Annotated in this window: 12 protein-coding genes and 1 pseudogene; 7 read left to right on the top strand and 6 right to left on the bottom strand. The window is 62.1% G+C overall.

Going from position 1 to position 24,291, the window contains the following annotated elements; all coding sequences use genetic code 11:
* Both ABWK72_RS24925 and ABWK72_RS24920 read right to left on the bottom strand, forming a co-directional pair.
* Positions 1-5,946: an alpha-2-macroglobulin gene (locus ABWK72_RS24925; RefSeq protein ID WP_367872288.1), complete on the bottom strand. Its 5,946-nt coding sequence runs from the start codon at positions 5,944-5,946 to the stop codon at positions 1-3.
* A gap of 627 nt (positions 5,947-6,573) precedes the next feature.
* Complete coding sequence (locus ABWK72_RS24920; RefSeq protein ID WP_367872287.1) at positions 6,574-7,011, bottom strand: hypothetical protein; 438 nt, start codon at positions 7,009-7,011, stop codon at positions 6,574-6,576.
* Between the two features lie 190 nt (positions 7,012-7,201).
* Between ABWK72_RS24920 and ABWK72_RS24915 the strand changes: the two genes are divergently transcribed.
* The 5 genes from ABWK72_RS24915 (at position 7,202) to ABWK72_RS24895 (ending at position 16,531) form a co-directional block, all read left to right on the top strand.
* A complete protein-coding gene (locus tag ABWK72_RS24915; protein ID WP_367872286.1) occupies positions 7,202-10,339 on the top strand; it encodes a glycoside hydrolase family 78 protein in 3,138 nt (1,045 codons plus the stop codon).
* Positions 10,340-10,561: 222 nt separating this feature from the next.
* Complete coding sequence (locus ABWK72_RS24910) at positions 10,562-13,321, top strand: family 78 glycoside hydrolase catalytic domain (RefSeq protein WP_367872285.1); 2,760 nt, start codon at positions 10,562-10,564, stop codon at positions 13,319-13,321.
* 68 nt (positions 13,322-13,389) lie between these two features.
* The gene (locus ABWK72_RS24905) at positions 13,390-14,442 is read left to right on the top strand and encodes a P-loop NTPase (protein ID WP_367872284.1); all 1,053 of its coding nucleotides are present in this window, start codon (positions 13,390-13,392) and stop codon (positions 14,440-14,442) included.
* A 136-nt stretch (positions 14,443-14,578) separates the two neighbouring features.
* Positions 14,579-15,067 carry a hypothetical protein gene (locus ABWK72_RS24900; RefSeq protein WP_367872283.1) on the top strand — a complete coding sequence of 163 codons (489 nt, stop codon included), beginning with the start codon at positions 14,579-14,581 and terminating at the stop codon, positions 15,065-15,067.
* 195 nt (positions 15,068-15,262) lie between these two features.
* A complete protein-coding gene (locus tag ABWK72_RS24895; RefSeq protein WP_367872282.1) occupies positions 15,263-16,531 on the top strand; it encodes a hypothetical protein in 1,269 nt (422 codons plus the stop codon).
* A 159-nt stretch (positions 16,532-16,690) separates the two neighbouring features.
* Here the strand turns inward: ABWK72_RS24895 and ABWK72_RS24890 are convergent, their stop codons facing one another.
* Positions 16,691-17,113, bottom strand: a complete 423-nt coding sequence (locus ABWK72_RS24890; protein WP_367872281.1) for a YlbF family regulator — start codon at positions 17,111-17,113, stop codon at positions 16,691-16,693.
* A gap of 236 nt (positions 17,114-17,349) precedes the next feature.
* Between ABWK72_RS24890 and ABWK72_RS24885 the strand changes: the two are divergent.
* Together ABWK72_RS24885 and ABWK72_RS24880 are read left to right on the top strand one after the other, a co-directional pair.
* Positions 17,350-17,571 (top strand): annotated as a pseudogene (locus tag ABWK72_RS24885) (transposase); the annotation flags it as partial.
* Positions 17,529-18,548: an IS3 family transposase gene (locus ABWK72_RS24880; protein WP_367871730.1), complete on the top strand. Its 1,020-nt coding sequence runs from the start codon at positions 17,529-17,531 to the stop codon at positions 18,546-18,548. The pseudogene ABWK72_RS24885 and the gene ABWK72_RS24880, both read left to right, overlap by 43 nt.
* A gap of 310 nt (positions 18,549-18,858) precedes the next feature.
* On the opposite strand, the gene ABWK72_RS24875 is transcribed toward ABWK72_RS24880, so the two are convergent.
* From ABWK72_RS24875 to ABWK72_RS24865, 3 genes are read right to left on the bottom strand one after another with little or no spacing between them, the layout of a single operon-like run.
* The gene (locus tag ABWK72_RS24875; RefSeq protein WP_367872280.1) at positions 18,859-19,803 is read right to left on the bottom strand and encodes a hypothetical protein; all 945 of its coding nucleotides are present in this window, start codon (positions 19,801-19,803) and stop codon (positions 18,859-18,861) included.
* Positions 19,800-23,225, bottom strand: coding sequence for a LamG-like jellyroll fold domain-containing protein (locus ABWK72_RS24870; RefSeq protein WP_367872279.1), 3,426 nt, complete (start codon positions 23,223-23,225; stop codon positions 19,800-19,802). Before ABWK72_RS24870 ends, ABWK72_RS24875 begins: the two co-directional genes overlap by 4 nt.
* Entirely contained in the window at positions 23,222-24,058 is an 837-nt protein-coding gene (locus ABWK72_RS24865) for a hypothetical protein (RefSeq protein WP_367872278.1), read from the bottom strand. Before ABWK72_RS24865 ends, ABWK72_RS24870 begins: the two co-directional genes overlap by 4 nt.
* Between the last annotated feature and the right edge of the window lie 233 nt (positions 24,059-24,291).

The raw sequence follows: 24,291 nt of genomic DNA, 5'->3' as shown, positions 1-24,291 counted from the left end.
CTACTCCACCACCATCCCCACGCTCGCACTGTGCGCGTTGAACTCCGGCGCATACATGCAACGGATCTCCGCAATGCCGCTCTGATACTTCCCGGCATGCTGCACCCGCACGCTGGTCTCGAAGACATGTGTCCCCGGTGGCAGGCGGTCGATGAAGAAGTGGCTGGCGGTGTCCCGCGTCACCTCGTAGTAGCCGAAGCCATCCTGCCAGCGGTAGCCGCTCAGCACATTCACCGGCTCGGTGCCGCTGCCGCGCAGGTCCTTGAGGTGCACGTATTCCATCGCGCGGTCGTTCTTCAAAATCACGCGCGTCACGAGTTCATCGCCCACCTTCACCGCGCCTTCCACCGGCACGAGGACCGGGCCCTTGTCGGTGTTCTTGCGCAGGAAGAGTGACTTCTCCAGTTTGAGCGGCGTACCCTCGTGCGGCGTGACCTTCGCCATATCTTCGAGATACTGCCAGTGCACGCTGGCCCAGCTCACGCCCTTGTCGGTCTTCTCCAGCTCGATCTTGCCGAGCTCCGGCTTCACCGCGGCTTCGACAAAGCGACTCTGGTAGAAGCCGGTCCCAGCCTCGACCGCTTCCGGCTTCAGCTCCACGCCGCCTAGCGAGATCTTCAGCAGCGCATCCGAGGACAAGAGATTCTTGCCGCCGCGCAGCAACGCATAAACCGCATCGGCGGTGGCCTTGGTGGTCTTCCAATCCTGCACCTGCTTCTGCTTGAGCAGCCACACCTGGCAATCCTCCACCGCCTTGTCATCATGATCGATCTCGCGGAAGGCCTCGATCATCATCGCCTGCGTTTCCACCGGGGCCTGCCACCACCACCAGCCTTCGCCCTGCGCGTCCTTCCAATACATCCCCAGCTCCTCGCCATTCACCGCATGCTCCTTCAGCGAGCGCGTGATCAGCCCCGGGATCTCCTTGTCGCCGAGGCGTTGCAAAGCCAGCGCCGCATGCGCCCGCGACATCCGGCTATCCAGCTTCGTCCAATGCTTGCGCGCCTGCCCGGCGAAGTAGTCGAAGGCCACCTTGTCCCCGCCATTCAGCGCCTTGTCCTTCAGGAAGAAGGTCCGCGTGTAGAGATGCAGCGCGATCCGCGGATCGAGGTTGTCATGGTCCAGCAGCTTGTGCTTGCGCAGTTCCTCGTAGCGCTCGGTGAGATCGGCATCCAGCGCGCCAAGTGCCTTGAGCGCCGGCGTGATGTCCGTCGCCACGCCCAGTGCCCGCAGCCGTGCAAAGCCCGTCGTAATATACAGCGTGATGTATTCGTCGCCACGCCCGCCGGGAAACCAAGGCCAGAGGCCGTTGCCGAGCTGCATGCCGTTCAGCTTGCCCATCGCCTTCACCAGCTCGCGCTCCATGTGGTTGCCATCGAAGAGCAGCCCCACGCGACGCCGCGCTTCGGACTCGCTGTTCGCCTCCGCCAGCCACGGCGTCTCATCTAACAGGATTCCCTTGAGATCCTGGTTCTTCGCCAAGGGGCTATCCAGCGCCTTGCCGCCCGCCGCCTTCCACTGATCGAAGATCCGCCGCATCTTCGGGTCGGAGGTCGCGATGTTGTTGGCCAGGGCATTCGCGTAGTAGCGGTTGAAGGTCTGCTCCGCACACTCGTGCGGGAACTCCATCAGATAGGGCAGCGCCATCACCGCATACCAGGCCGGCTGCGAGACCACCTGCACGTGCAGGAAGCGGTTCTCCAGCGTGTTAGACCCGCCGCTCTGCAACAGCTTGTCGAAAGTGAAGTCCTTCTTCCCCGCATCCCGGATCGGCAGCGCCATCGATTCCGTGACAAGGATCCTCCGCGGGATCACCGGCAGCCAACCTTCCTCGCCATCGCTCACCGCACCCGCCGAGGCCACCGCCTTGTAGCGCAGGAAGCCCGCGCCATCCGGCACCGCGATCTTCCATTTCAAGGTCCGGCTTTCCTTGGCCGGCACGCTGAATTCCTGATCCGCCGCAGTGATGCCCAGCGCCGCATTCTTGTCCGCTTCGGTCGCCGCGTCCGTTAGATTGAGGCGCGCCGTCCCGGCCTGCGGCTTGTCGCTGGAATTGGTGATCTTGACCGTGAACCACAGCTCGTCGCCCTCGCGCAGGAAGCGTGGCGGATTCGGCTGCACCATCAGGTCCTTCGCCGTCACCGTCTCCCCTTCTAACAAACCGGACCGCAGCTGCTTGTCATGCGCCAGCCCGATGAAGCGCCACTTGGTCAGCGCCTCCGGCATCGTGAAGGTCATCCGCACCTTGCCCTCCGCATCGCTGGTCAGATCGGGGAAGAAGAAGGCCGTCTCCTGGAGATTCGCGCGCGCGGCCACCTTGCCGAGATCCGGCACCCCCGCTGGAGCTTGGCCGGGGTTGTTGAGCACCGCATCGATGTTGTTACGGTTGATCGCCCCGTCGCCGCTGCGTAGCCCGCCGGTCACGATGTCGGTGACGTTAGCGGGGGATGCGGCAGGCACGCCCGGGATCGAGCTTTCCGCCAGGGTGCCGATGAAGTCTGCGTTGCTGCGGCTCCTGCCTTTAGCCAATCCACCACCACCTCCGAAGCCCGCGCCCCGGCCACGGAAAATCCGATGACCACCGAAGATCTCCAACTCCCCACGGAAGGCCCGGAAAGGCTGCTCCATCGAAAAGAGATCCGGAAGCTCGAAGCCCGAGCGCCACTCGAAGCCCTGCGTCTCGCTGCCGAAATGCCACGGCTGCCCGTCGTCCCACTCCCGCCGCAGCCATGCCGAAAGGCCCTGGAAGGAATGCGGCGCGAACGCATCCAGCGAGGCATCGTAAAGCGTCGCCACCATTTCCGCCGCCGCGGCCTCGCCACCCGGCCCCTCGACCACCGCGGTCCACGACTCCTTCGCACCCGGCTCCAGCTTCGACACCAGATGCTCCCAGCGCAGCTTGAGCTCCTTGTTCGTCCACGGCACCTGCACCACCTGCTTGAACTGGTGCAAGCGGTTCATCGTGACCTGCCAGACCTCCACCGTGATTCCCCCGCGCTGATCCTCCTTCACCGGGAAGCGGAAGACCTGTTGCGTCCGCCCATCCTCCGACCACTCGCGCTTCAGCAAGCGCCCCCGCAGCCGCCATTCCACGCAGGCCCGCGCCTTCCCCTGCCCGCTGCCCCACAGCAGCACCAACTCCTGCCCCGGCTCCACCGACCACGCCGGCGAACTCGTATAGAAAGGCATCATCGTCGGGAAATCCCGCGCATCCGGTGCCACGATCTGAATCCCGCGGATCGCACGGACCAGACGCCCGTTCGCATCCTTCGTCTCGAAAATCAAACGATACGCCCCCGCATCCAGCGCCCGCTTCAGCGTCGCCTTGCCCTCCTTGTCGGTCTCCACCGGCAACTCCACCACCAACTCTCCCGGCTCCCACTTGTCGGGATTCGTGTCGTCGTCCGTCTCACCACCGAAGGGCACGCGACCGCGGCGAGGTGAAACGGATTCTGGCCGCGGGCAGACCGCCGGCTCCTTCAGCCGGTGAATCTTAAGCGTCCCCTTGGCCGTGCGGCCCTCGCCATCATGCGAAGTCGTGCGCACTTTCAGCTCGGCCTCCTTGCCCGCCTCCAGCCACTCGCCCGCTTCAAGCTCCGCCTTCAAGCTCGTGTAGGCCACCGAGACACTGCGCGTCGCCGAGCGCGTCTCGCCGTTGCCATCGGTGACATCCACCGTCACCGTGAAATCGAAGACCGGCTCCACATCCTCGCGCACCGCCGCATCCGGCTTCGCCATGAAATCGATCATCACCGCACCCGCGGCATCCGTCTCCGCGATCCCGTGCGCGATCTCCTCGCTCTCGCCACCCATCGGCGGAGCCCACCAGCACCAGCGCATCCACCCTGGCAGCCGCGTCATCCGCGTGACCCGCCACGCGACTTTCGCGCCATCCACCGGCGCACCGGTATAAGCCTCCGCCCGCACTTTCACCTTCACCATCTTGCCGAGCACCGCGGCCTCCGCCGGGGCATCCACCTCCGTGAAAAATTTCGGCCGCTTGTATTCCTCCACCCGCACGACCGCGTTGCCGGTGCCCGCCGTCACGCTGATGCTGCACAGGCCCAGCACGCTGCCCTCCGGCGCGGTGAAGCTTCCGGAAAAGGAACCGAGCTCGTTCGACTTCACGTCCAGCTTCGCCACTTCCTTCCGGTTCGGATCGCGCAGGACGACGGTGTTGGAGCGATTCGCCGCCGCCTCATACTTGCCCTTCGCCGTATCGATGTCGCAGGAGATTCCCTTGAAGTGAATCGTCTGGCCCGGCCGGTAGATCGAGCGGTCGGTGAAGAAGACCGTCAGCTTCTGCGGCTTCGGCTCCTCGCCCCAGTAGCCATAGGCGTAGCTGCGCGAAGTAACCCGCTCCAAGCCGCGCTCCGCCACCGCCAGGAAGCTGCTCTCGAACTTCCCCTTGATCTCGAAACGCCCGTCCGGCCCGGTCTTCGCGGAGATCTTCGTGGCCCCCGGCAGGATCTCACGCTCCGTCCACACGCCCACGTCCACGCCCGCCTGCGGCGCACCGGTCACGGCGTCCACCACGCTGCCCTCGAGCCCCCCGCCACGCCACGCCCGCACCGTCAACGCCAGCGGGGTCACGTGAATGGCGGCCACCGCAACCGCGTTGTCCTTGTCGGTGAAATCCTCACGCGCGCTCGCCCGCAGCACATAGTAGCCCGCGGGCAGATCCCCCGGTGCCTCGAAGCTCGTGACCACCTGCTGGAAATCCCCCGCATCCGGCAGTTCGCTGTCCCACGAGCGCAGCGGCTGCATCTCGAATTTCTCCGGGATCGGATCCCGTTCCAAGGTTGCCGCGCCCGGCGTGAACTTGATCGAGTAAAGCCGGAACCAGATCCGCTTGAGATTGCGATGCGTCACCACGATCTGCTCGCCCGCCGGAGTCCAGTTCGATTCGGTCACCAGCGTCAGCTCGCGCTGCTCCAGCGTCTTCACGCCATTCGCGCAGATCTTGCCGAAGGGATGCTCCGGAAAGGCCGCCGCCCCCGCCTTCAGGATCTCGTGGGCCGCCTTCGATTCCTTCCGCGCGACCAGCAGGTTCGCCAGATTCTCGCGCGCCCACGCACTCACCGGGCTCGCCGCATTCGCCTCGATGAAGCGTCGCAGCGCCTGCTCGAAGCGCGGCTCGCGCCCCTCCACGCCAGCCGCCTCGTTCGCCCAACGCAGCCGCTCCAGATCAGCTACCAGGAATGCCCCCTTGTCCGCATCCCCCTGATGAAAGCCTAACAGGTCTTGGAAAATCTTCAGCGCCCGCGCCTTCGGCCCGCTGCCATCACCGACCTCCGGCTTCCACGCCATGAACTCCTCCGCCGTCCCGAAGGCCGGCGAATCCGCCGCGATCGCGAAATCCGCCACCGGCCGCGATACCGCTACTTCCTCCGCCGAGTAAAATTCCAGCGCCGCGTGCGCCACGAAGTCATACATCGTCGGCCGCAACGCATCACCCAAATCGGTGCCGGTGAGCAGCTCCGCGAAGTCCATCGCCGGGACCTTCTTCAGCGCCTCCGCATCCGTCAGCGAGCGCTGCATCCGCGTATCGATCTCCGTCAAAATCCGCGCCAGATCCCAGCTCTCGAAGTCATCCCTCACCGGCGCATCCGTCGAGCTGCGCTGCATGAAGCGCCATTGGTTCGACCGGTAATAGCCCGCCAGCCAGCGTGCCGAAAGCGCCCGCAGCACCGGCCGCGCCTGCTCCGGAGCCGTCTCGATCGCTGCCTCCAAATTCTTGATCGGAAACGCATTGCCCTCGATCTGGGCCTCCGTGGCGATCCGCGACGCCAGCGCCCGCGTCCCTTCCGCCCAAGCGCCGTCGGCGAAGGCCGCCTTCTCGATTCCCGTCAGCAGTTCGACCATCGTCTTCGGCTGATCCTTCTCCCGCGCCTCCGCCACCTTCTTCCACTCCGCATCCCGCGGGCCTGCGTGCAGACTACCCATGGCCACGATCCAAACCAAAAAGACCCGTCCTAGAAATCGAAATGCATTCATGCGCGGAAAGAGAAGAGAAGAGTTTGCCGACTCCGCATCACATTGACCCGGGATCGCCCGATTGTGACACCGGAAATCCGGAATTCTTAGATAGCCCGGCTCCGCGACATTTCAAACATCGCGCCACCGCCACCCCCAATCCTGCCGGATTTCAGGGCCCGCTCCTACTGCCAAGCGCACCAATTCACCCGCAGGTCCCCGCACCAGACGCCGCGCAGCGGCCTTGGACTGCTGCGGCTTGCCACAGCCTTCGGCAGGCAGCTCGCTGCCGTGAAGCACGAGGGATAACCACCTCACCTCCCGTCCGCCATCCAGGCGAACAATCCCTCACCGCCCGCCATCAAGGGTTCGTAGTCCCGCCTTCAGGCGGACGAAGCCACCCCTGGTTCCGCTCCACCAACCAAGTCCCGATCGAGCTTCGTTCCCGTCCCGGGGGAACGGCTTCTTCCCCGTCCCAACGGGACGACTTATAAAAGCCCGGCGCGCAGTGCCGGGGAAATCCCGCAACAGCATCGCGTCCTACAGGGACGCCTCATGCAGGGATGGTGTCGGGCATCGGTCGATCCACCACCGCACCTACATCTCCTCAATCCTCTCCAGATCCAGCCCCAACAACTCCCCTCGCACCACAATGTGAAAATCCGACGCCAAGTGGCTCCAGCGCCCATCGATCGGATAATCCAAGTGCACCCATCCCAGCGCCCCATTCCTCGCCGGTCCATCCCCAAACCAATAAACCGCAAACGGATACCGCGGATGCACCGCTCCGCTCACATCGTCATCATCCGGATCCGCCTCCAGACGCGCGAGACCCGGATCGCCCGCCGCAGTCGCCGGTGAGGTCACAGAACCGCCAATCTCCTCCTCAATCATCTCCGCCGTCCACGGGATAAACCCATCCTCCACCAGCATCGCCCGGGCCGCGGCGTAGTCCCCCGCCGCAAGACACGCCAGCCACTGCTCACAAAACTCAAAAACCAGTTCGTCCGCAGGATCCTGAGGCAAGAGATGCATAGAGACCAATCTGGAGCTAGCCCCTCAAACAACCAGCCAAACCCGAAACCCACCACCCCTCCCCGCTCTTCTGTCTTTATTCGCGTCCATTCGCGTCCATTCGCGGTTTGAAAACTCCAAACCCAAAAACCCTCCTCCACCTCCACGCTTGCCTCCCCTCACCTCCTCTGAAATCTTCCTCCCACAAGCCATGAATCGATTCTTTCTCCTCGGGTCCTTGATCACCCTCGCCGGCAGCCCCCCGCTTCCCGCCGACGTCCTCCCGGCCAATCTCAAGATCCTAGCCCTCTCCAACCCCGAAGGAATCGACCGCAGCCCCGACCTCTCCTGGCGTCTCGAATCCAAAGACCCGGACGCCCGCCAGACCGCCTACCGCATCCTCGTCTCCTCCTCCCCCTCCTTGTTAGAGAAGGACCAAGCCGACCTCTGGGACAGCGGCAAGACCTCCTCCAGCGAATCCCTCAAAATCCCCTACGCGGGCAAACCCCTCCCCTCCCACGCCACCGCCTTCTGGAAAGTCATGACCTGGGACGCCAGGGATCAGGCATCCCCCTGGAGCACTCCCGCCAAATGGAGCACCGGCCTGTTAGAGAAGACCGATTGGAAGGCCGAATGGATCGGGCTCGACGGCATTGCCCCCGCCGACCTTCCGTGGAAAGAAACCCCACCCCCTCTAACAGCCTTCTCCGGAGCCGAATGGATCCGCGCTGGCAAGACCGATGCCGCGGGCAAGTCCTGGTTCCGCGGCAGCTTCGATCTCCCCGCCCAACGCCCCGTCCGCCAGGCCACCGTCTTCTTCACCGCCGACGATGAATTCACCCTCGCCGTCAATGGCAGCGCCACCCTCTCCGGCAAGTCCTGGAAAAGTGTCGGTTGGAAGTCCGTCGCCGCCGTCCTCCTCCCCGGCAAGAACACTCTCAGCGCCGAAATCACCAACGGCGACTCAGCCACCGGCCTGATCGGTGCCGCCGTGGTCGAGTTCACCGATGGCGGCGTCCAGACCTTCACCACCGGCAGCGACTGGGAAGCATCGCGCGATGGCAAACACTTCGAAGCCGCGGACATCCTCGGCAAGAACGGCACCCCACCCTGGGGCTCCTTGAAGCCGGACGTCGGCGTAAAAACTTACCTCCCCGCCACCCAACTCCGGAAAGAGTTCACCGTCACCAGGCAGCCCCTCCGCGCCGTCCTCTACACCACCGCCCTCGGCCACGTCGAAGCCCGCCTCAATGGCGAGCGTGTCGGCGATGACTTCTTCGCCCCCGGCTGGACCGACTACAAGAAGCGCCTCTACTACCGCACCCACGACGTCACCGCCAAAATCAAGGTCGGCCCGAACACCCTCGCCGCCCTCTTAGGCGACGGCTGGTTCCGCGGCAATATCAGCGTCCTCGGCCAAAACCGCCACGGCACCAAGACCCGCCTCAAGGCCCAACTCCAGCTCATCTACCCCGATGGCAGCCGCGAACTCATCGCCAGCGATGGCACCTGGAAGGCTGCCACCGGCCCGATCCTGGAAGCGGACATGTTCGCTGGCGAAAGCTACGACGCCCGCCTCGAAACACCCGGCTGGGATGCCCCCGGCTTCGATGACAAGACCTGGAAGCCGGTCGCCACCGGTGCGGAATTCGAGCCCGCAATCCTTGAAGCCTACCCCATGCCGCCGGTCAGGAAGGTCGCCGAGATCGCCGCGGTAAAGATTACCCAACCGCACCCCGGCACGCAGATCTACGACTTTGGCCAGAACTTCTCCGGCTTCGTGCGCCTCAAGCTGAGAGCCCTCGCTGGAACCTCGATCCGCCTCCGCTTCGGCGAGATGCTCCAGCCGGACGGCCACCTCTACACCGAGAACCTGCGCTCCGCCCGCGCCACCGACCACTACATCTGCAAGGGCGGCGGAGAGGAAATCTGGGAGCCGCGCTTCACCTTCCACGGCTTCCGCTACGCCGAGATCAGCCGCCTCCCCACCCCGACGGCAGAGGACACCCTCACCGGTATCGTGCTCGGCTCGGACCTGCCCGTCACCGGCTCCTTCTCCTGCTCCGACCCGCTGATCAATGCGATCTACAAGAACACGATGTGGGGCCAGCGCTCGAACTACCTGGAAGTCCCCACCGATTGCCCGCAACGCGACGAACGCATGGGCTGGAGCGGCGATACCCAGGTCTTCGCCCGGACCGCCGCCTACAACATGGACGTGGACTCCTTCCTCACCAAGTGGACCCAGGACATGGTGGACGCGCAGAAACCCGACGGCGGCTTCCCCGGCATGGCACCCGTCTATCACGACATGTGGAGCCCGGGCTGGGCGGATGCCGGAGTCATCGTCCCCTGGACCCTCTACCAGATGTATGGCGATACCCGCGCCGCGGAGGAGCACTACGCCGCCATGGTCAAGCACCTCGCCCTCTACCGCCAGAAGACCCCCGACAACCTCGGCCCGAACGAAGGCTTCGGCGACTGGCTCGCCGTCGGTGGCGACACCCCGAAGGACCTGCTCGGCACCGCCTACCATGCTTATAGTAACAAGCTCGTCGCCGACCTCGCCGAAGCCCTCGGCAAGCAGGACGATGCCGCGGCCTACCGCCAGCGCTTCGAGGAGATCCGCGCCGCCTTCCAAAAAGCCTACGTCAAGCCGGACGGCAAGATCGGCAACGACACCCAGACCGGCTACCTCGTCGCCCTCAAGTTCGGCCTCCTGAGCGATGGCCAACGCCAGCAAGCGGGCAAGCAACTCGCCGCCGCCATCGCCGCCCGCAATGGCCACCTCGGCACCGGCTTCCTCGGCGTGAACCTGCTCCTGCCCGTCCTCAGCGAGATCGGCCGCAGCGACCTCGCCTACTCGCTCATACAGAAGAAGACCTATCCGTCGTGGGGTTACTCCGTCGAGCAAGGCGCCACCACCATCTGGGAACGCTGGAACAGCTACACCCTCGAGAGCGGCTTCGGCGACGTCTCGATGAACTCCTTCAACCACTACTCCTACGGCGCCTGCGTCGAGTGGCTCTACGAGACGGTCCTCGGCATCACCCCCCTCGAGCCCGGCTTCGCGAAGATCTCCATCGCCCCCGTCCCCGGCGGCGGCCTCACCCAAGCCTCCGGCCACTACGACTCCGTCCGCGGCCGCATTGCCTCCTCCTGGAAAGTCGCCGACGGCAGCTTCGCCCTCGAAGTCAGCGTCCCGCCCAACACCACCGCCCTCATCAGCGTCCCCGCCAAGCGCGCCGAAGACGTCAAACAAGACCACGCCAAATTCATCAAGCTCGCCGACGGCCGCGCCATCTTCGAAGTCGGCTCCGGCACCCACCGCTTCACCTCCCCGCTCTAACAAACCCATCCACACGGTCCCCCAAAGCCCGCCCCCAAGGGTACGTAGTCCCGCCTTCAGGCGGACGAAGCCACCCTCGCTGCCCACCCCACCCCGGGACCCATCCATCCAACTTGGACGTTCGATGTTGGACGTTCGATGTTCGATGTTTGCCTTCCCATTTCTGCGGGCCTCCCTCGAAACAATCTCTTCCCGGCAGCCGTTCCCCTCCCGCCCAAACCCATGAAAACCCTCCTCGCCAGCCTCCTCTTCCTTACCGCCTCCCAAGCCCAGGAAGCCCTCCCCACCGCTCTCCGCTGCGAGTACCACACCAACCCGCTGGCAATAGGCACCCCAAAACCCCGCCTCTCCTGGAAGCTCACCCCTTCCACCACCGCCCGTAACATCACTCAAACCGCCTACGAGATCCAAGCCGGCACCACCCCCGAAAACCCAACCGACCTCTGGACCTCTAACAAAACCGACTCCCCCGCCACCTCCCAAATCGAGTGGTCCGGGAAACCTCTAACATCCCGCCAGCAAGTCTGGTGGCGCGTCCGCACTTGGGACGGCAAGGGCACCCCATCCCCATGGAGCCCGCCCGCCAACTTCACCGTTGGCCTCCTCCAGCCGGAAGACTGGACCGCCCAGTGGATCAGCGCGAAGGATGACGCCAGCTTCACCACCACCGAGAACGTCCAGAACTTCATCGGCGATCCCGACCGCGGCAAACTCATCCTCACCCCGGCCAAGCAGTTCCGGAAAGAGTTCGAGACCCCCGTCGTCACCCGCGCCATCCTCCGCGCCACCGCCCTCGGCGTTTACACCGTCGAGCTCAACGGCCAACGCGTCTCGCAGGAACGCCTTGCCCCCGGCTGGTCCGCCTACCAGCGCCGCCTCCACTACCAGACCTACGACGTCACCAAGCTCATCAAGCAGGGCAAGAACGCCATCGGCGCGACCCTCGCCGACGGTTGGTATTCCGGCTACGTCGCCTACGGTCAGCTGACCGCCCAAGAGGGCCTCGTCCCCGGCGTGAATGGCCGCTACTACTACGGCGTCTCCCCCGCCCTCCGCGTGCAGCTCGAACTCGAACTGAGCGATGGCACCCGCCAGACCATCGCCAGCGATCCGACATGGAAGACCGCCCTCGGTCCCATCACCGAGACCGACATCCTCCAAGGTGAAGCCTACGACGCCCGCAAGGAAATGCCCGGCTGGTCCCAACCCGGCTTCAATGACAGCAACTGGCAGCCCGCCGTCTGCAAGACCGGCACCAATGCCAAGGTCGAGCCGCATCCCGGCGTGCCGGTCCTGCCCATCGAGGAGATCGCGCCCAAATCCGTCCGCGAGCACTCGCCCGACGTCTTCATCTTCGACCTCGGCCAGAACATCTCCGGTGTCGTGCGCCTCAGGGTGAAGGGCAAGGCCGGCGACAAGGTGAAGCTGCGCTACGCCGAGGTCCTCCACAACGACGGCCGCCTCAGCACCGAGAACCTGCGCTGCGCCCGCGCCACCGATACCTACATCTTGAAGGGCGATCCCGCGGGCGAGACCTGGACCCCGGAGTTCACCTATCACGGCTTCCAGTATGTCGAGCTCAGCGGCCTCCCCGGCACCCCGGAGAAGGACGCCATCACCGGCATCGTCCTGCATTCGGACACGCCCTATCACGGCCGCTTCGAGTGCTCGGACCCGATGCTGAACCAGCTCTACAAGAACATGGTCTGGACCCAGCGCGCGAACTTCTTCGAGATGCCCACCGATTGCCCGCAGCGCGATGAACGCATGGGCTGGACCGGCGATGCCCAGATCTACGTCCGCGCCGCCACCTTCAATGCCGACATCGCCGCCTTCTACACCAAGTGGCTGCGCGACCTGAACGACGACCAGTGGGACTACGGCGCGTATCCTCCCTACGCCCCGCGCCCGCTGGCCCGCCCGAACGAGCACCACGCCGCCGGCTGGATGGACGCCGGCGTGATCTGTCCCTGGACCATCTGGCAGGTCTATGGCGATACCCGCGTGATCTCCGAACACTGGCGGAAGATGAACGACTTCATGGAATGGCGCTCGACCCGCGATCCGGAGTTGAAGGGCGCTGTCGATGACTGCGGCTTCGGCGACTGGCTTTCGGTCGGCGATGTGAAGACGCCGATCCCCTTCATCGACCTGGCCTATCACGCCTACGATGCCCGCCTGATATCCGAGATGGCGGATGTGATCGGCGACGAGGGCGCGGCGGCCCGCTACCGCGACCGCGCTGCCAAGCTCAGTGCCGCCTTCCAAAAGCTCTATCTGAAGCCCGATGGCAGCCTCGCGGTGCACAACCAATCCACTTACGCGATGGCCCTCTTCTTCGACCTCATCCCCGCGGACAAGAAGGCGGCGACCGCCCGACACCTCGCCGGACTCGTCACCGCGAATGGCAACAAGATGACCACCGGCTTCCTCGGCACCCGGCCCCTGCTCCCCGCCCTCTCCGCCACCGGCCACCACGACCTCGCGGGCATCCTCATGCAGCAGAAGGAATACCCGAGCTGGGGCTACGAGGTCGAGAACGGCTCCACCACCATCTGGGAACGCTGGAACTCCTACATCAAGGGCCAGGGCGTCCACGAGCCGAGCATGAACTCCTTCTCCCACTACGCCTTCGGTGCCGTCTGCGAATGGATGATGGCCGACCTCGCCGGGATCGACCGCGCCAGCCCCGGCTTCGACCGGGTGAAGATTACTCCCCGCCCGACCGGAACCATCACGAACGCCAGCGGCGGCATGGAAACCCGCCACGGCCCCCTCTCCTGCTCATGGAAGATCGAAGGCGGCAAGTTCCTCGCCGAAGTCGTCGTGCCGCCCAACACCACCGCCGAAATCACCCTCCCCGTCACCGGCGAAATCGCCGAATCCAACCAGCCCGCCAAGGGCCGCCCCGGCATCCGCGAAGTCGTCGGCAACCGCCTCATCACCGGCTCCGGCACCTACCAATTCAGCGGTTCCCTGTAGTTTTGGCAGGCAATTGTTCACTTCCTCCAATTGACAGCCCCGCCGATCCCGCCATTGCTTCCGCCGCCGTGAGTCCCGAATTCATCAAGGAAGCCCTCCGCAACGTCCGCTACCCCGGCTTTTCCCGGGACATCGTCTCCTTCGGTCTGGTCAAGGACGTCCGCCAGGAAGGCGGCACCCTGACCGTGCACCTCGAGGTCGCGACCAAGGACCCGAAGATCCCGGAGCAGATTTTCAAGGACTGCCACGCCGTCCTCGACCCCTTGCCGGACATCGGCACCGTGAAGGTCGAGATCGTGGTCAAGGATCCGCAGGGCGCGCAGGGAGGCTCCACCGAGGCCGTCCAAGGCAAGTCCTCGATCCCCGGCGTGAAGCGGATCATCGCCGTCGCCTCCGGCAAGGGCGGCGTCGGCAAGTCCACCGTCGCCGGGAACCTCGCCGTTGCGCTGGCCAAGAGCGGCGCGAAGGTCGGCCTCTGCGATTGCGACCTCTACGGCCCTTCCGTGGCCCAGATGTTCGGCAGCCACGAGCGGCCGATGGCCAACGAGCGCGACGAGATCATCCCGATCGAGGCCCACGGCCTGAAGCTGATGTCGATGGGCTTCCTGCTCGAGGACCGCTCCCCGGTCATCGTCCGCGGCCCGATGGCCACCCGCTACACCCAGCAATTCCTCCGCCAGGTGGAGTGGGGCGAGCTCGATTACCTCATTCTCGATCTCCCGCCCGGAACCGGCGACATCCAGCTCACCATCGTCCAGACCGTTGCCGTGGATGGCGCGATCATCGTGACCACCCCGCAGGAGATGGCCCTCATCGACGCCCGCAAGGCCGTCGCGATGTTCGCCAAGGTCAACGTCGCCATCCTCGGCGTGGTCGAGAACATGTCCTGGTTCGAGTGCGACCACGGCCAGCGCTACTACCTCTTCGGCGACGGCGGCGGCGTCCGCGAGGCCGAGGCCCTGGGCGTGCCCCTGCTCGCCCAGATCCCGATCGACCCGCAGACCCGCGAGCGCGGGGATGCCGGCACTCCCGTCGCCCTGATCCCGCCCGCCGAGCACCCCGTCTCCGCCGCCTTCCAGCAGATCGCCGCCGCCATGCGCGCGAAGCTGCCGGTGGGGTGAAGTTCCAAGTAAGAAGGACCAAGTGCCAACCAAGATCCCGGCAAACTTCCGGGTGGCAGGGAAGCACTCTTGCGCCATAATCGGTCAGGTTTCTTCCGCCTTTCTTGGCACTTGGTCCTTCTTACTTGCCACTTCGATGCTCCGCACCCCGCCACAACTCTTCGCCGACTTCGAGGCCGGGCTGATGACCCGGGAACAGCTCCACGTGGCGATGGCCTTCCACGCCCGCAACCTGATCGAGGAGGTCGCCGAGGCCCGCGAGAATCCCGTGGCCGCGTGGTGGGAGGGCGTGCTGGCCCGCAAGTTCGCCTCCCGCCTGGCCGCCCGCCACGGCGAGCGCCGGATCCGCGCCATTTTCTCCGCCCTCGCCGACGTCCCGGACTTCATGCCCGCGCAGTGGCTGTGGAACGCCCACCACCCCGATGTGCCCCTGTTCTGCTTCCTGCGCCTGCGCAAGGAGCCGATCTTCCGCCTCGCCCATGTCGAGAACCAGGCGGGGATCGTGACCGTCACCATCGAATACGGTGCCGCCGAGAAGCACGAGACCACCCGCGAGGAGTTCACCCTGGCCCACAAGCGCTACGGCATCGGCTTCGAGGTCACTGGCAGGCGTTCTCTCAATTGAGAGGGGAAACTCTCTTATAGGGGTAACCTTAAGAGGGAATACCTTTGCGTGCCGTTTGGGGCTACGGGTGGCGTGCCGTTCGGGGGCACGGGTCGGCTTCCCTTGAATAGGCGGCGGGGGTTCCTGCTTCAAACAAAGGCTGGGGATCGCGTTTTTCCCGATAGTCCGGGGCTCTTTGCTCCGTTTACTCCTCCTATGAAACCGAAGAAATCCCAGTGGGTGTGGAGCGCCGGCGGTGTGGCACTGGCGCTGGGAGCCGGGGTCATGATCGGCCGGATCAGCGCGCCGGGCGGGGAGTCCGGCAGTGGCGCGGCGGGAGAATCCGCTGGGGGGAAGAGCAGCGCCCGCGATGGCGAGGCAGGGCTTTCCCTGGCCGAGCGGGTGCAGCGCAAGCGCGCCGGGGAAGATGGCCGCGGGGCTGCGAAGCCGGTGGATACCGATCTCAAGGCGATCCTCGATTCCACCAGCCGCCTCGACCGCACGCAGCGGCTGCTGGCCTTTCTCGACCGCTTGCCGGCCGACAAGTTTGCGGGAGTTTACGACGAGTTCCGGAACATGCCGGGCGTGAACCTGCGCGGTTCCGAGCGCTCGCTGATCCTGCAGGCCTGGGCCGAGCGCGATCCGCTGAATGCGCTGGGCTTCCTGCAGGAGAAGGGCGGCGAGGACTGGGAACGCGAAACCGCGGTCGCCACCTGGGCCGCGAACGATCCGCAGGCCGCCTTCGCCTGGGCCTCGACCGCGGCGGACGAGGGCGACGTGAACAACTGGCTGCTGGGTGCCACCCGCGGAATCGCGGCGACCAATCCCGAGCTGGCCCGCGACTTCCTGGCCCAGCTCCAAGGGCCTACCCGCGACCAGGCGCTGAATGCGATGCAGCCGTATGTGATGCAGTTCGGCTTCGACTACGCCAAGGACTGGATCGCCGGGGTGGGTGACGAGAAGCTGCAGGAGCAAGCCTCGCGTCAGATGGCCCGCGACCTCGCCAATCTCGACCCGGCGCAGGCGGCGCAGTGGAACAGCGCGATGAACAACGTCGAGCTCCGCCGCGACATCTCCGAAACCGTGTCCGACCGCTGGGCCCGCACCGATCTTGACGCTGCCCGTGCCTGGGTGGAGCGGCTGCCGGAGGACACCAAGTCGGAGGCCGCGGAAGGGATCGCCCGCCGCTATGCCCGGGAGGACCCCGCCGCCGCTGCGAAATGGCTGGCAGGCCTGGGCAACAATCCGGATCTCGACGGCGCACGCTTCGTCTTCATCGAGGAGAGCTTCCGCGGATCCCCGCAGACCTCGCTCGAGTTTGTGGCGAACGTCAGCGATCGAGGGGCCCAGGAACGCCTCTACCGGGACAGCCTCCAAAAGTGGTTCCGGGCGGACGAGGGTGCCGCCCGCCAGTGGATGAACAACCACGCGCAGACGCTCCCGCCGCGGGTCGTGGCGAGGTTCAACCAGCCGCGGCGGCAATAAAGTGCCAAGGGCTGAAGTTCCAAGTTAAAAGGACCAAGTGCCAAAAGAAACAGCCGGTTGAGTGCAAACTCACCGGCTCTTTTGCTTTCTTGGAACTTGGTCCTTTTAACTTGGAACTTTAGCCCTTGGCACTTGGTCCTTCTTGGAACTTTCCGGCGCTCAGCAGCCGCAACCGCCGCCGCCGCAGCAGCCGCCCTTTTCGGATTCGGCGATGTCCTTCTCGGTCGGCACGTGGCCGAGTTCGAGGGTCATGCTGACGTACTTGCCGATGGTGGTCTGGAGGGCCTCGAGTTCGCCCTGGGCACCGAGGAAGGCGCTGGCCACCTCGTTGCGCATGAGTTCGTCACGGGCGGCTTCAAATTCGCGGATCTCCGCGGGGGCCAGCTTCACGCCGGCGTGCTGCTTGTGGTGCAGTTCCTCGCCGCGCTCGTGCACGGTCTGGTACATCAGGCGCGCGCCGTCGTCGTCCAGGAACCGCTCGACGTCCTTCTGGAGCTTGGAGAAGTGCGCGTCTGCGGCGATTGCGGCGCAGAGTTCGCGGGTCTTGTCCATCACGGAGGAGGTCTCGGTCAGCAGAGTCATGTGCCCTCCCTAGACCGAGCGGGGCATGCTGGCAAACGCGATCTTGGGAAATTGTGGCACCGGGTGCGGGATCAGGGCTCTTGGCTGCGTTCAGGCATCGCATCGGCAATTGGCCGAAATATCTCGAATTGGGCCGGGATGCCCGCCAGCCGAACGACAGATGAAGAGCTTCAACCGGCCAGCCGCCACCCGCTCTAACTGAGCTGGCCCCCGAAAACCGGTCCAGTGCCTAAGCTATGATTGTGGTGTGCAGGTGTGGCCTTAGAACCAAACCGAACACGCACGAGATGAAAGGTAAACGCAGACGACACGATCCCGAGTTCAAGGCCCGTGTGGCGCTTGAAGCGCTCAAGGGCGTGAAAACCATCCAGGAAATCGCCAAGGAATTCGACGTCCACCCGGTGCAGGTCTCGGAGTGGAAGAAGACGATGGCTCAAAACGCCGCGAGCGCCTTCGGGGGCGGCGCGGGCAAGACCGAAGCCGAGGACTTCGAGCGCGAGCGCGAACGGCTCCACGCCAAGATCGGGCAGCAGGCCGTCGAGTTGGACTGGCTGACAAAAAAGTCCAAGCAACTCGGTCTGTGAGGGATCGCGTCGGGTTGTTGGACAAGAGGCATCCCAAACTGAGCATGCGCAAGCAGTGCGAACTGCTGGGCGTGGCGCGCTCCACCGCTGGCTACCAACCGGTCGCGGAGGATCCGGAGGACCTGCGCATCAAGCGGCTGTTGGACGAGATCTATCTGGTCGATCCCTGCCTCGGCAGCAGGCGGCTGATGACGGTGCTGGAGCGCGATCATGGTGTGAAGGTCAACCGCAAGCGCCTGGACCGGCTGCGCCGCGAGATGGGCCATGAGGCGATCCGGTGCAAACCGCGGACCAGCATCCCGGACGACGGGCATCGCAAGTATCCGTATCTGCTGCGCAAGCTGGTGATCGACCGGCCCGACCAAGTCTGGTGTACCGACATCACGTATGTGCCGATGCCGCGCGGCCAAGCCTACCTGTGCGCTGTGATGGACTGGCACTCGCGCAAGGTGCTCGGCTGGGCGGTTTCCAACACTATGGGCACCGGCCTTTGCCTGGAGGCCCTGGAAATGGCCTTGGGAGCAACTGGCACGCGCCCCGGGATCTTCAACACCGACCAAGGTTGCCAGTTCACCTCCGCGGAATGGACGGGTCGGCTCACGGACCTCGGTGTGGAAATCAGCATGGATGGCCGCGGGCGGTGGATGGACAACGTGTTCATCGAGCGGTTGTGGCGGAGCGTGAAATACGAGGAGATCTACCTCAAGGAACACGCGACGGTCCTCGGCCTTGAGCAAGGGCTGCGCGAGTGGTTCGGGCGCTACAACGACTGGCGTCCGCACCAGCACCTCGGCAACCTCACGCCGTCGCGGGTTTACCGGCCGCCAGCCGAAGCCCCGAGAGCGGCATGACACCCCCGGCGCGCCGAAATCGGGAAGCCTCCGCTGCGGTCCTCGCCCTCCACTGCGCTACGCTCCGTTGCGTGCTCGTCCCTCCGCTACGGCTTCCCGATTTCGAGTCCCCCGTCACTCCAACCTTGATCCGCAAACCATGATCATCCCAAGCTCTCCCGCAGCCTGCCACCATAGCTTAGTTTAGCCAATTCGTGGCCGAAATTTGGGGGCCAGCTCAAACGATCTATGGGACATCCCCACCACTCCGCCGGACGATGGTTTTGCCGACGGAGGCGAATAGCCCTCTTACCCTCTTAGATTGCAAGCATCAATGCCACCGGCGTTTTGAAAGGAGCACCGCCAAGGCAATGACCAAGAGAGCTACAGCAAGAACCAGCACGATCCATTTTACCGTTGCAGGAGCGTTTGGACCTTGCCCCAAATTTCCGCCGGCTGCCGAAGGCTTGGCGGAATCCGGATCACGGCTTTCTACTCCATTTCTCTCGGGTCTTGATCCGTCGGTGTCGACCTTGCCGACTTTGCCCAGGAATTCGGCTACAGAAGTACGAACGGGGCGACGTGGTCCACTGTCGTTGGTCAATTTGTAGGCCGAAGTAATCCGATCAAGAAGGGAACCCCGACGGCCTTCTGTCCGATCAACAGCTACGGGCACAATTTCAATCAAATCCCCGTTGGCATCGAGCAACAGCAGTGTCGCGGTGGTCTCAGATTCCTCCAAATCTTCAATTGCAATAGGAACTCCCTGCGGAGAACCCCTGTTGATGTCCAAACTCTCTTGGATGGCGGAAAAACCGTTCTCATGCCGCTTCAGTTCGTAGCCAATGGAGTGCCCTTTAAGAGGATCTTTCCCGGTGGCCGCGATGACGGAAGCATGAATGGTCGCAAGGTTTTGAAAGGCTTTTTCGGATTTTCCGCGGCTTGGGGTTATGGAATAGGAATTCGTGACTTCGCCAATTTCACTCAACGCGGCTGCTGCTTTCTCATGTTGATTTGCCTCGATCAAGATTCCTGCCGTCACACGCGCTGCTTGGGCATAATAGTAAGCTTTGAATTCCTGTTCACGCCCAGACATGGCGCTCCAAGCCCCTTCAAGTGCCATAAAACTTTGCTCCACGGAACTCGACGCAGCTTGGCCAAAAGCGTTTTTCTCCCAATCTGCATACGCTTTGCCGTAGGCTGCATTCGTTTCTGATTCTTGGCCGTAGGCGGCGCAAATCAGCAATAGCGCCATCGCAATGGTTGACAATCTCATGGGCGGGCTGACTTGTTAGAACGAATTGGCCAGAGCTTATCGTTTCCGGCTGCGGCATTAAAATGAAGCCCACTCTGAAGAGCTTTGTTTACTCGGGTCGAGTAGTTGCCAACGCCTCCTCCGTTATAGCGGGCCGTCATGGCATCAAAAGAAGCCCAATGATCGAACTGATATTCCGACTGCTCAATCCCGTCAATTATATTGAGCGGTGCTTGATTCCTGGTTTCGTAACCATAGGATGGATTTATTTTGCAGTTGTCCAAAAAGGCAAATCCTTTAACATAAAACCAAAGAACCCCCCAATAGATGGACTCTCTGGTAGTTGCGATGCCTGCAGTTTGATAATCTAGCTTTTTGTAACGCGCATCGATGGCTGGCCTTTGCGGGTGAATTAAATCCAGGTCCCATTGTGCAATTGATCCTTGAATCGACTCTAGCACGTCGTCGTCGGGATGTCCTATGGTGAGGATATCGTTGGGTCGTGTGGTGGGAGCTTGAACTTGAGCTCCGACATTGCTCTCAGCAACCGCCATTGCCTTGATTCGATCAACAGTGTCAATCGGGTAGGAATAAAAATTCCCCCAGTCGGTCACAGCATCGACGAAATCTTGGTCATGCTTATTAGCGTCATAACGGGGAAATCCAGGGTAAGGAAAAGCATATTTTCTAATCCGCTCTTTAATTGTGAATTCCCTTGATGTATAGTCAATCTCCCCATCATCGGAAGTTGCTTTAATCTTCAATTTCCCTACTTTATTAAAAACCGCTTTCACTCTTACGAGGCCCGATTTGGCAGCTTTGAGAGTAAATTCGGTCTGATTGGGATTAACAACTCCTCCAACGTCAATCGACCCAAAATCATACATCTGAACACTACCCCGACCAGGAAGGCTCTCCGTGCGCATTGCCTCCTCGACAACGCTCAGCGTCACTGTTCGGTCTTGGAGGTTATGTGGAAATTTGAACATTACTATATCAACGATTTCATCTCTGAAAATTGTAAATGGACCAGGATTGACGGCCGCGCCCGTTGCCGGATCAGGTTCAGTATGAATAACCGAGAATAAAAATGGCGTGAGAATAACGCGGGCCTTTTCAAAAAACTTGCGGAATTCCGGTTCGTCATCTGCTACGTCATTCGCCCCAGCTCCTGGAGCAAGAATTGGAACGTGAGCGGCTTTGTCGAGCAAGTCCCAAGCATCCACCACGTGAGACTCGCTGGCTGAATCTGGAACGACTTCGAGCGTGTAGTCGAAATCCGGACCTTCCTTCGGGAGGCTCGATTTGCCTGTATTGGTGGTAGTCTGCCAGTCGATTTGAAAAGTGTAGGTTTGGCCTTTCTTGAAAATCGACTTTACCTCGGTCGCATAAATGTCGTTTGGCCCTGGCTCGGGCTTGAGCGTGTAAACCCTTCGTTCCAGGCCTGTTTCCGGATCTAACAGGTAGCAATGGAGGTAGTAGGTTTCACTCTTGCTACCCGATTTATCACCTACGCCCAAGGTTACGCTGAATCGTTCTTCCGGCGGAACCGAGCCTCCGTCGGAGGCGTCATTCGGTTCTCCACCTGCTCCAATTTCCGGCCCATCATTCGTGCCGTCCAAATCGGTGTCGCGCTTGTTGGGATTGGTGTTCCAAAGATACTCCTGAAGGTTTGTAAGACCGTCGCCGCCGCCGTCATCATCGTCCAACGCTGCATCTCCAGGCAAATTAGGGTTTAGGCCGTATTTCAGTTCCCAGCCGTCTGGAATGCCGTCGCCGTCGGAATCTGCAAATCCGATTTTTGTTAATCCCTGCTCGGCTATGTCAGTCGCTCCATCGCCATCAGTGTCGGTGTCGGCAGGCTGCCAGTGAAACGGGGATGAAATGTAGGAAACTTCGTTTGCTTCGCGAGTATTGTCAGAATCAGCATCGCGCCAAAGGGATGATTCATTTTCCGTGATGTCCCAGAGGCCATCGCGATCGGTGTCTTCATGATAAAGATTTTCGATTTCGTTGGCTGTTAGATTGTCGGACCAAGCGCGAAGTCGATCAAACCGTCCTCTTGCGACGGTTTGATTCGGCAGCTGAAATCCAACGGTTTCGGGCGATTGGCCATAAATTCTGCCTAGGCTAATCCCGGTATAGGAATTCGCAGGAATTGCATCCGACGTATGTGTTACCGGGCCTTCCTTTTCTCCATCAATGAAAAGAGTGGTGCTCGCTCCGTTCTTGAGCAGGACGTAGTGGTGCCACTTACCGTCATCAATCGTCCCCAAAGGTCGATCAAGCATGATGCCGGTGACCGTTGTGACGGGGGTGACTGCCGTGCCTGTAACGTGGTTTTTGTAGCCGTAATAGCCAGCGCGGAGGATCTCCCGGCTGCCGATCTTCTGGACCCAGATTCCGTAGGCTTTGGCGTCGATCAAACCCCAATTCGGACTGCCGCCGGTAATATGAGGCAGATAGTTATGGTGCGTGAACAAGCCTTGGGGCTGCCCGTTTGAATTCTCAACCGAACCCTCGTCGAGAGCCGCCCAGAATGAGATTGAATAGGTGGGATCATTGTTAAGTAGCGACGGTGGAATAGTTACAAACCCTCCTGCATGATTTGTCGCTTTGGAAACCATTCCTTCGAGGTTGATGCCGCCTGCGCCTAAAAAGGATGTCGCAGCACGGCCCCCGGCTGTCTGGTCAGGAAAGCTGTAGATACTGTGGCCGCTAGGAGGAGTTGTGTCCGTGTCGAAGCTCTCAAAATCCCAACGGCCAGTCATGTTGGTGACAAGCGTCGTTCCCGCCAAACCTGCCCCGTCAGGGCTTAGTAAGCTCGCGCTAATTAGTGGGGCAGAATCCGTGTTGTCCGGGTAGCCATCGAGGTCGGTATCGGATAGGAAGCGGTTGTAGCCAAGGACGATTTCTTCACTGTCCAAAAAAGTGTCGCCATCGGTATCAGTGTTTTCAATCACCACTCGCCAGAACAACTTCTCCACTGGAAGGCCATCCTCATCAAGCGGCTCCATGCCGTATTCGACAATTTGACCGGTTCCCATGATTGGGTCTCCGATGACGACCCAGTTTCCGGAGGATAGGTCAGGCGAAACCTGAAGCTTGTACTGCTTGCCTAGCAACGACGGCCAGCTCACCACGAAAACGCTCGGGAATTCCGGATGGCGTAGAACCGAAGGCTTCAGCATGCCCGTTGGGATGGACGACGAATTCGGATTTGTGCCAGCTTGGGATTCTTCAAGATTGGTCCAGCCATCTTGGTCCGGATCAGCACCAGGGAGCTGGTTTGCTGGCTGGGTTCCGGAAATCGCAAAGCCATTCTGCTGCTCCCAGATATCGCTCATGCCATCGTGATCGGCATCAATCATCGCATGACCGACACCGATTAAGAAGGCTGAAATCAGGGCAAGAGCGGCCCGATGGAAATGTGTTTTGCTCATCGTGCCACGGCCGGTTTCGGGGTTTCGCCCTGAAGGCCTGCGGCGTCCATCCGCCAATGGCGAATCACGATGTTTTTCGGCTGGACAGGATTGTTCCGGAGTTTCTCTGCCGCCTGTTGTTGCGCCAATTCACGCGCTTGGAAGGCAGTCCGCATTTCCTGCAAGTGGGAATTGTAGTGCTGATGGAACGCGGTGATTGCTTCGAGTGCTTCGGGGGTTGGATTACCCTCAGAAACCACGAAACTGGCATTCCCTGCTGGGATCTCTGGAAAAACAGGGGCGACGAACACCAAGCCACGGGAAGCATAGAGTTGTGCCCAACGATCAAGATCCACCGTGCTGGGAAACATCATTAGCCCGTACCTGCGGCCTTCAATTTCAAGTTGGGCGTTGCCACCGGAGAACAGGCGCCAATCAGCCGAAGACCAACACTTAAAGTATTTTCCGTCTTGCTGATCCCGAACTAGGAGCAAGGTCCTAGCTTCACCGTTCAATGCTGCAGCGTGATAGATTGTCGCACCAACCGACAGCAAAGTGGTTTGTGGCATATTCTCCCGGAGCTGTTGCCATCGTTCGAGATCTTCTGGCGTAGGTTCTGGAGCAGCGGCAGGCTCAGGTACCGCGGGGAGTTCGATTGGCGAAACACGCTCAATTGTGATCGAGCGGTCTTCCAACTGCTGCGTTTCGCTTTGCAGGACATCCTCCGGCTTGATGGCGAGGGTTGGCATTTTTGATGCCTCTGCGACTTCAACAGCCGGTTCCTCTGCCGACAGGCATGTGAGGAATGCGGGGATTGTAAAGCCGAGCACGAGTAAGCGCTGGATTTCTTTCATTTAGGGGCGGTGGTTGTTTGGATTGGAATCCCCGGATTGTCAAAGGAGTTAGGATGACACTTTTGAAGATCGGAATTTCTGCTTATGTTTGGCTCTAAGATTCGACCATCTTAGGTGCGGATTTCCCTGATGCCTTCCTCAAGCGCAAGACCCGGCCAGCCGCGAAGGTCGCCATCGTCGCGGTGATGCGCCATCTGCTCATCCACCTCAATGCCATCATGGCAAAATCACTA

It is taken from the genome of Luteolibacter sp. Populi (genome assembly GCF_040801775.1).
Taxonomy (GTDB): Bacteria; Verrucomicrobiota; Verrucomicrobiia; order Verrucomicrobiales; family Akkermansiaceae; genus Haloferula.
This window is presented reverse-complemented; position numbering and strand designations above follow the sequence as displayed.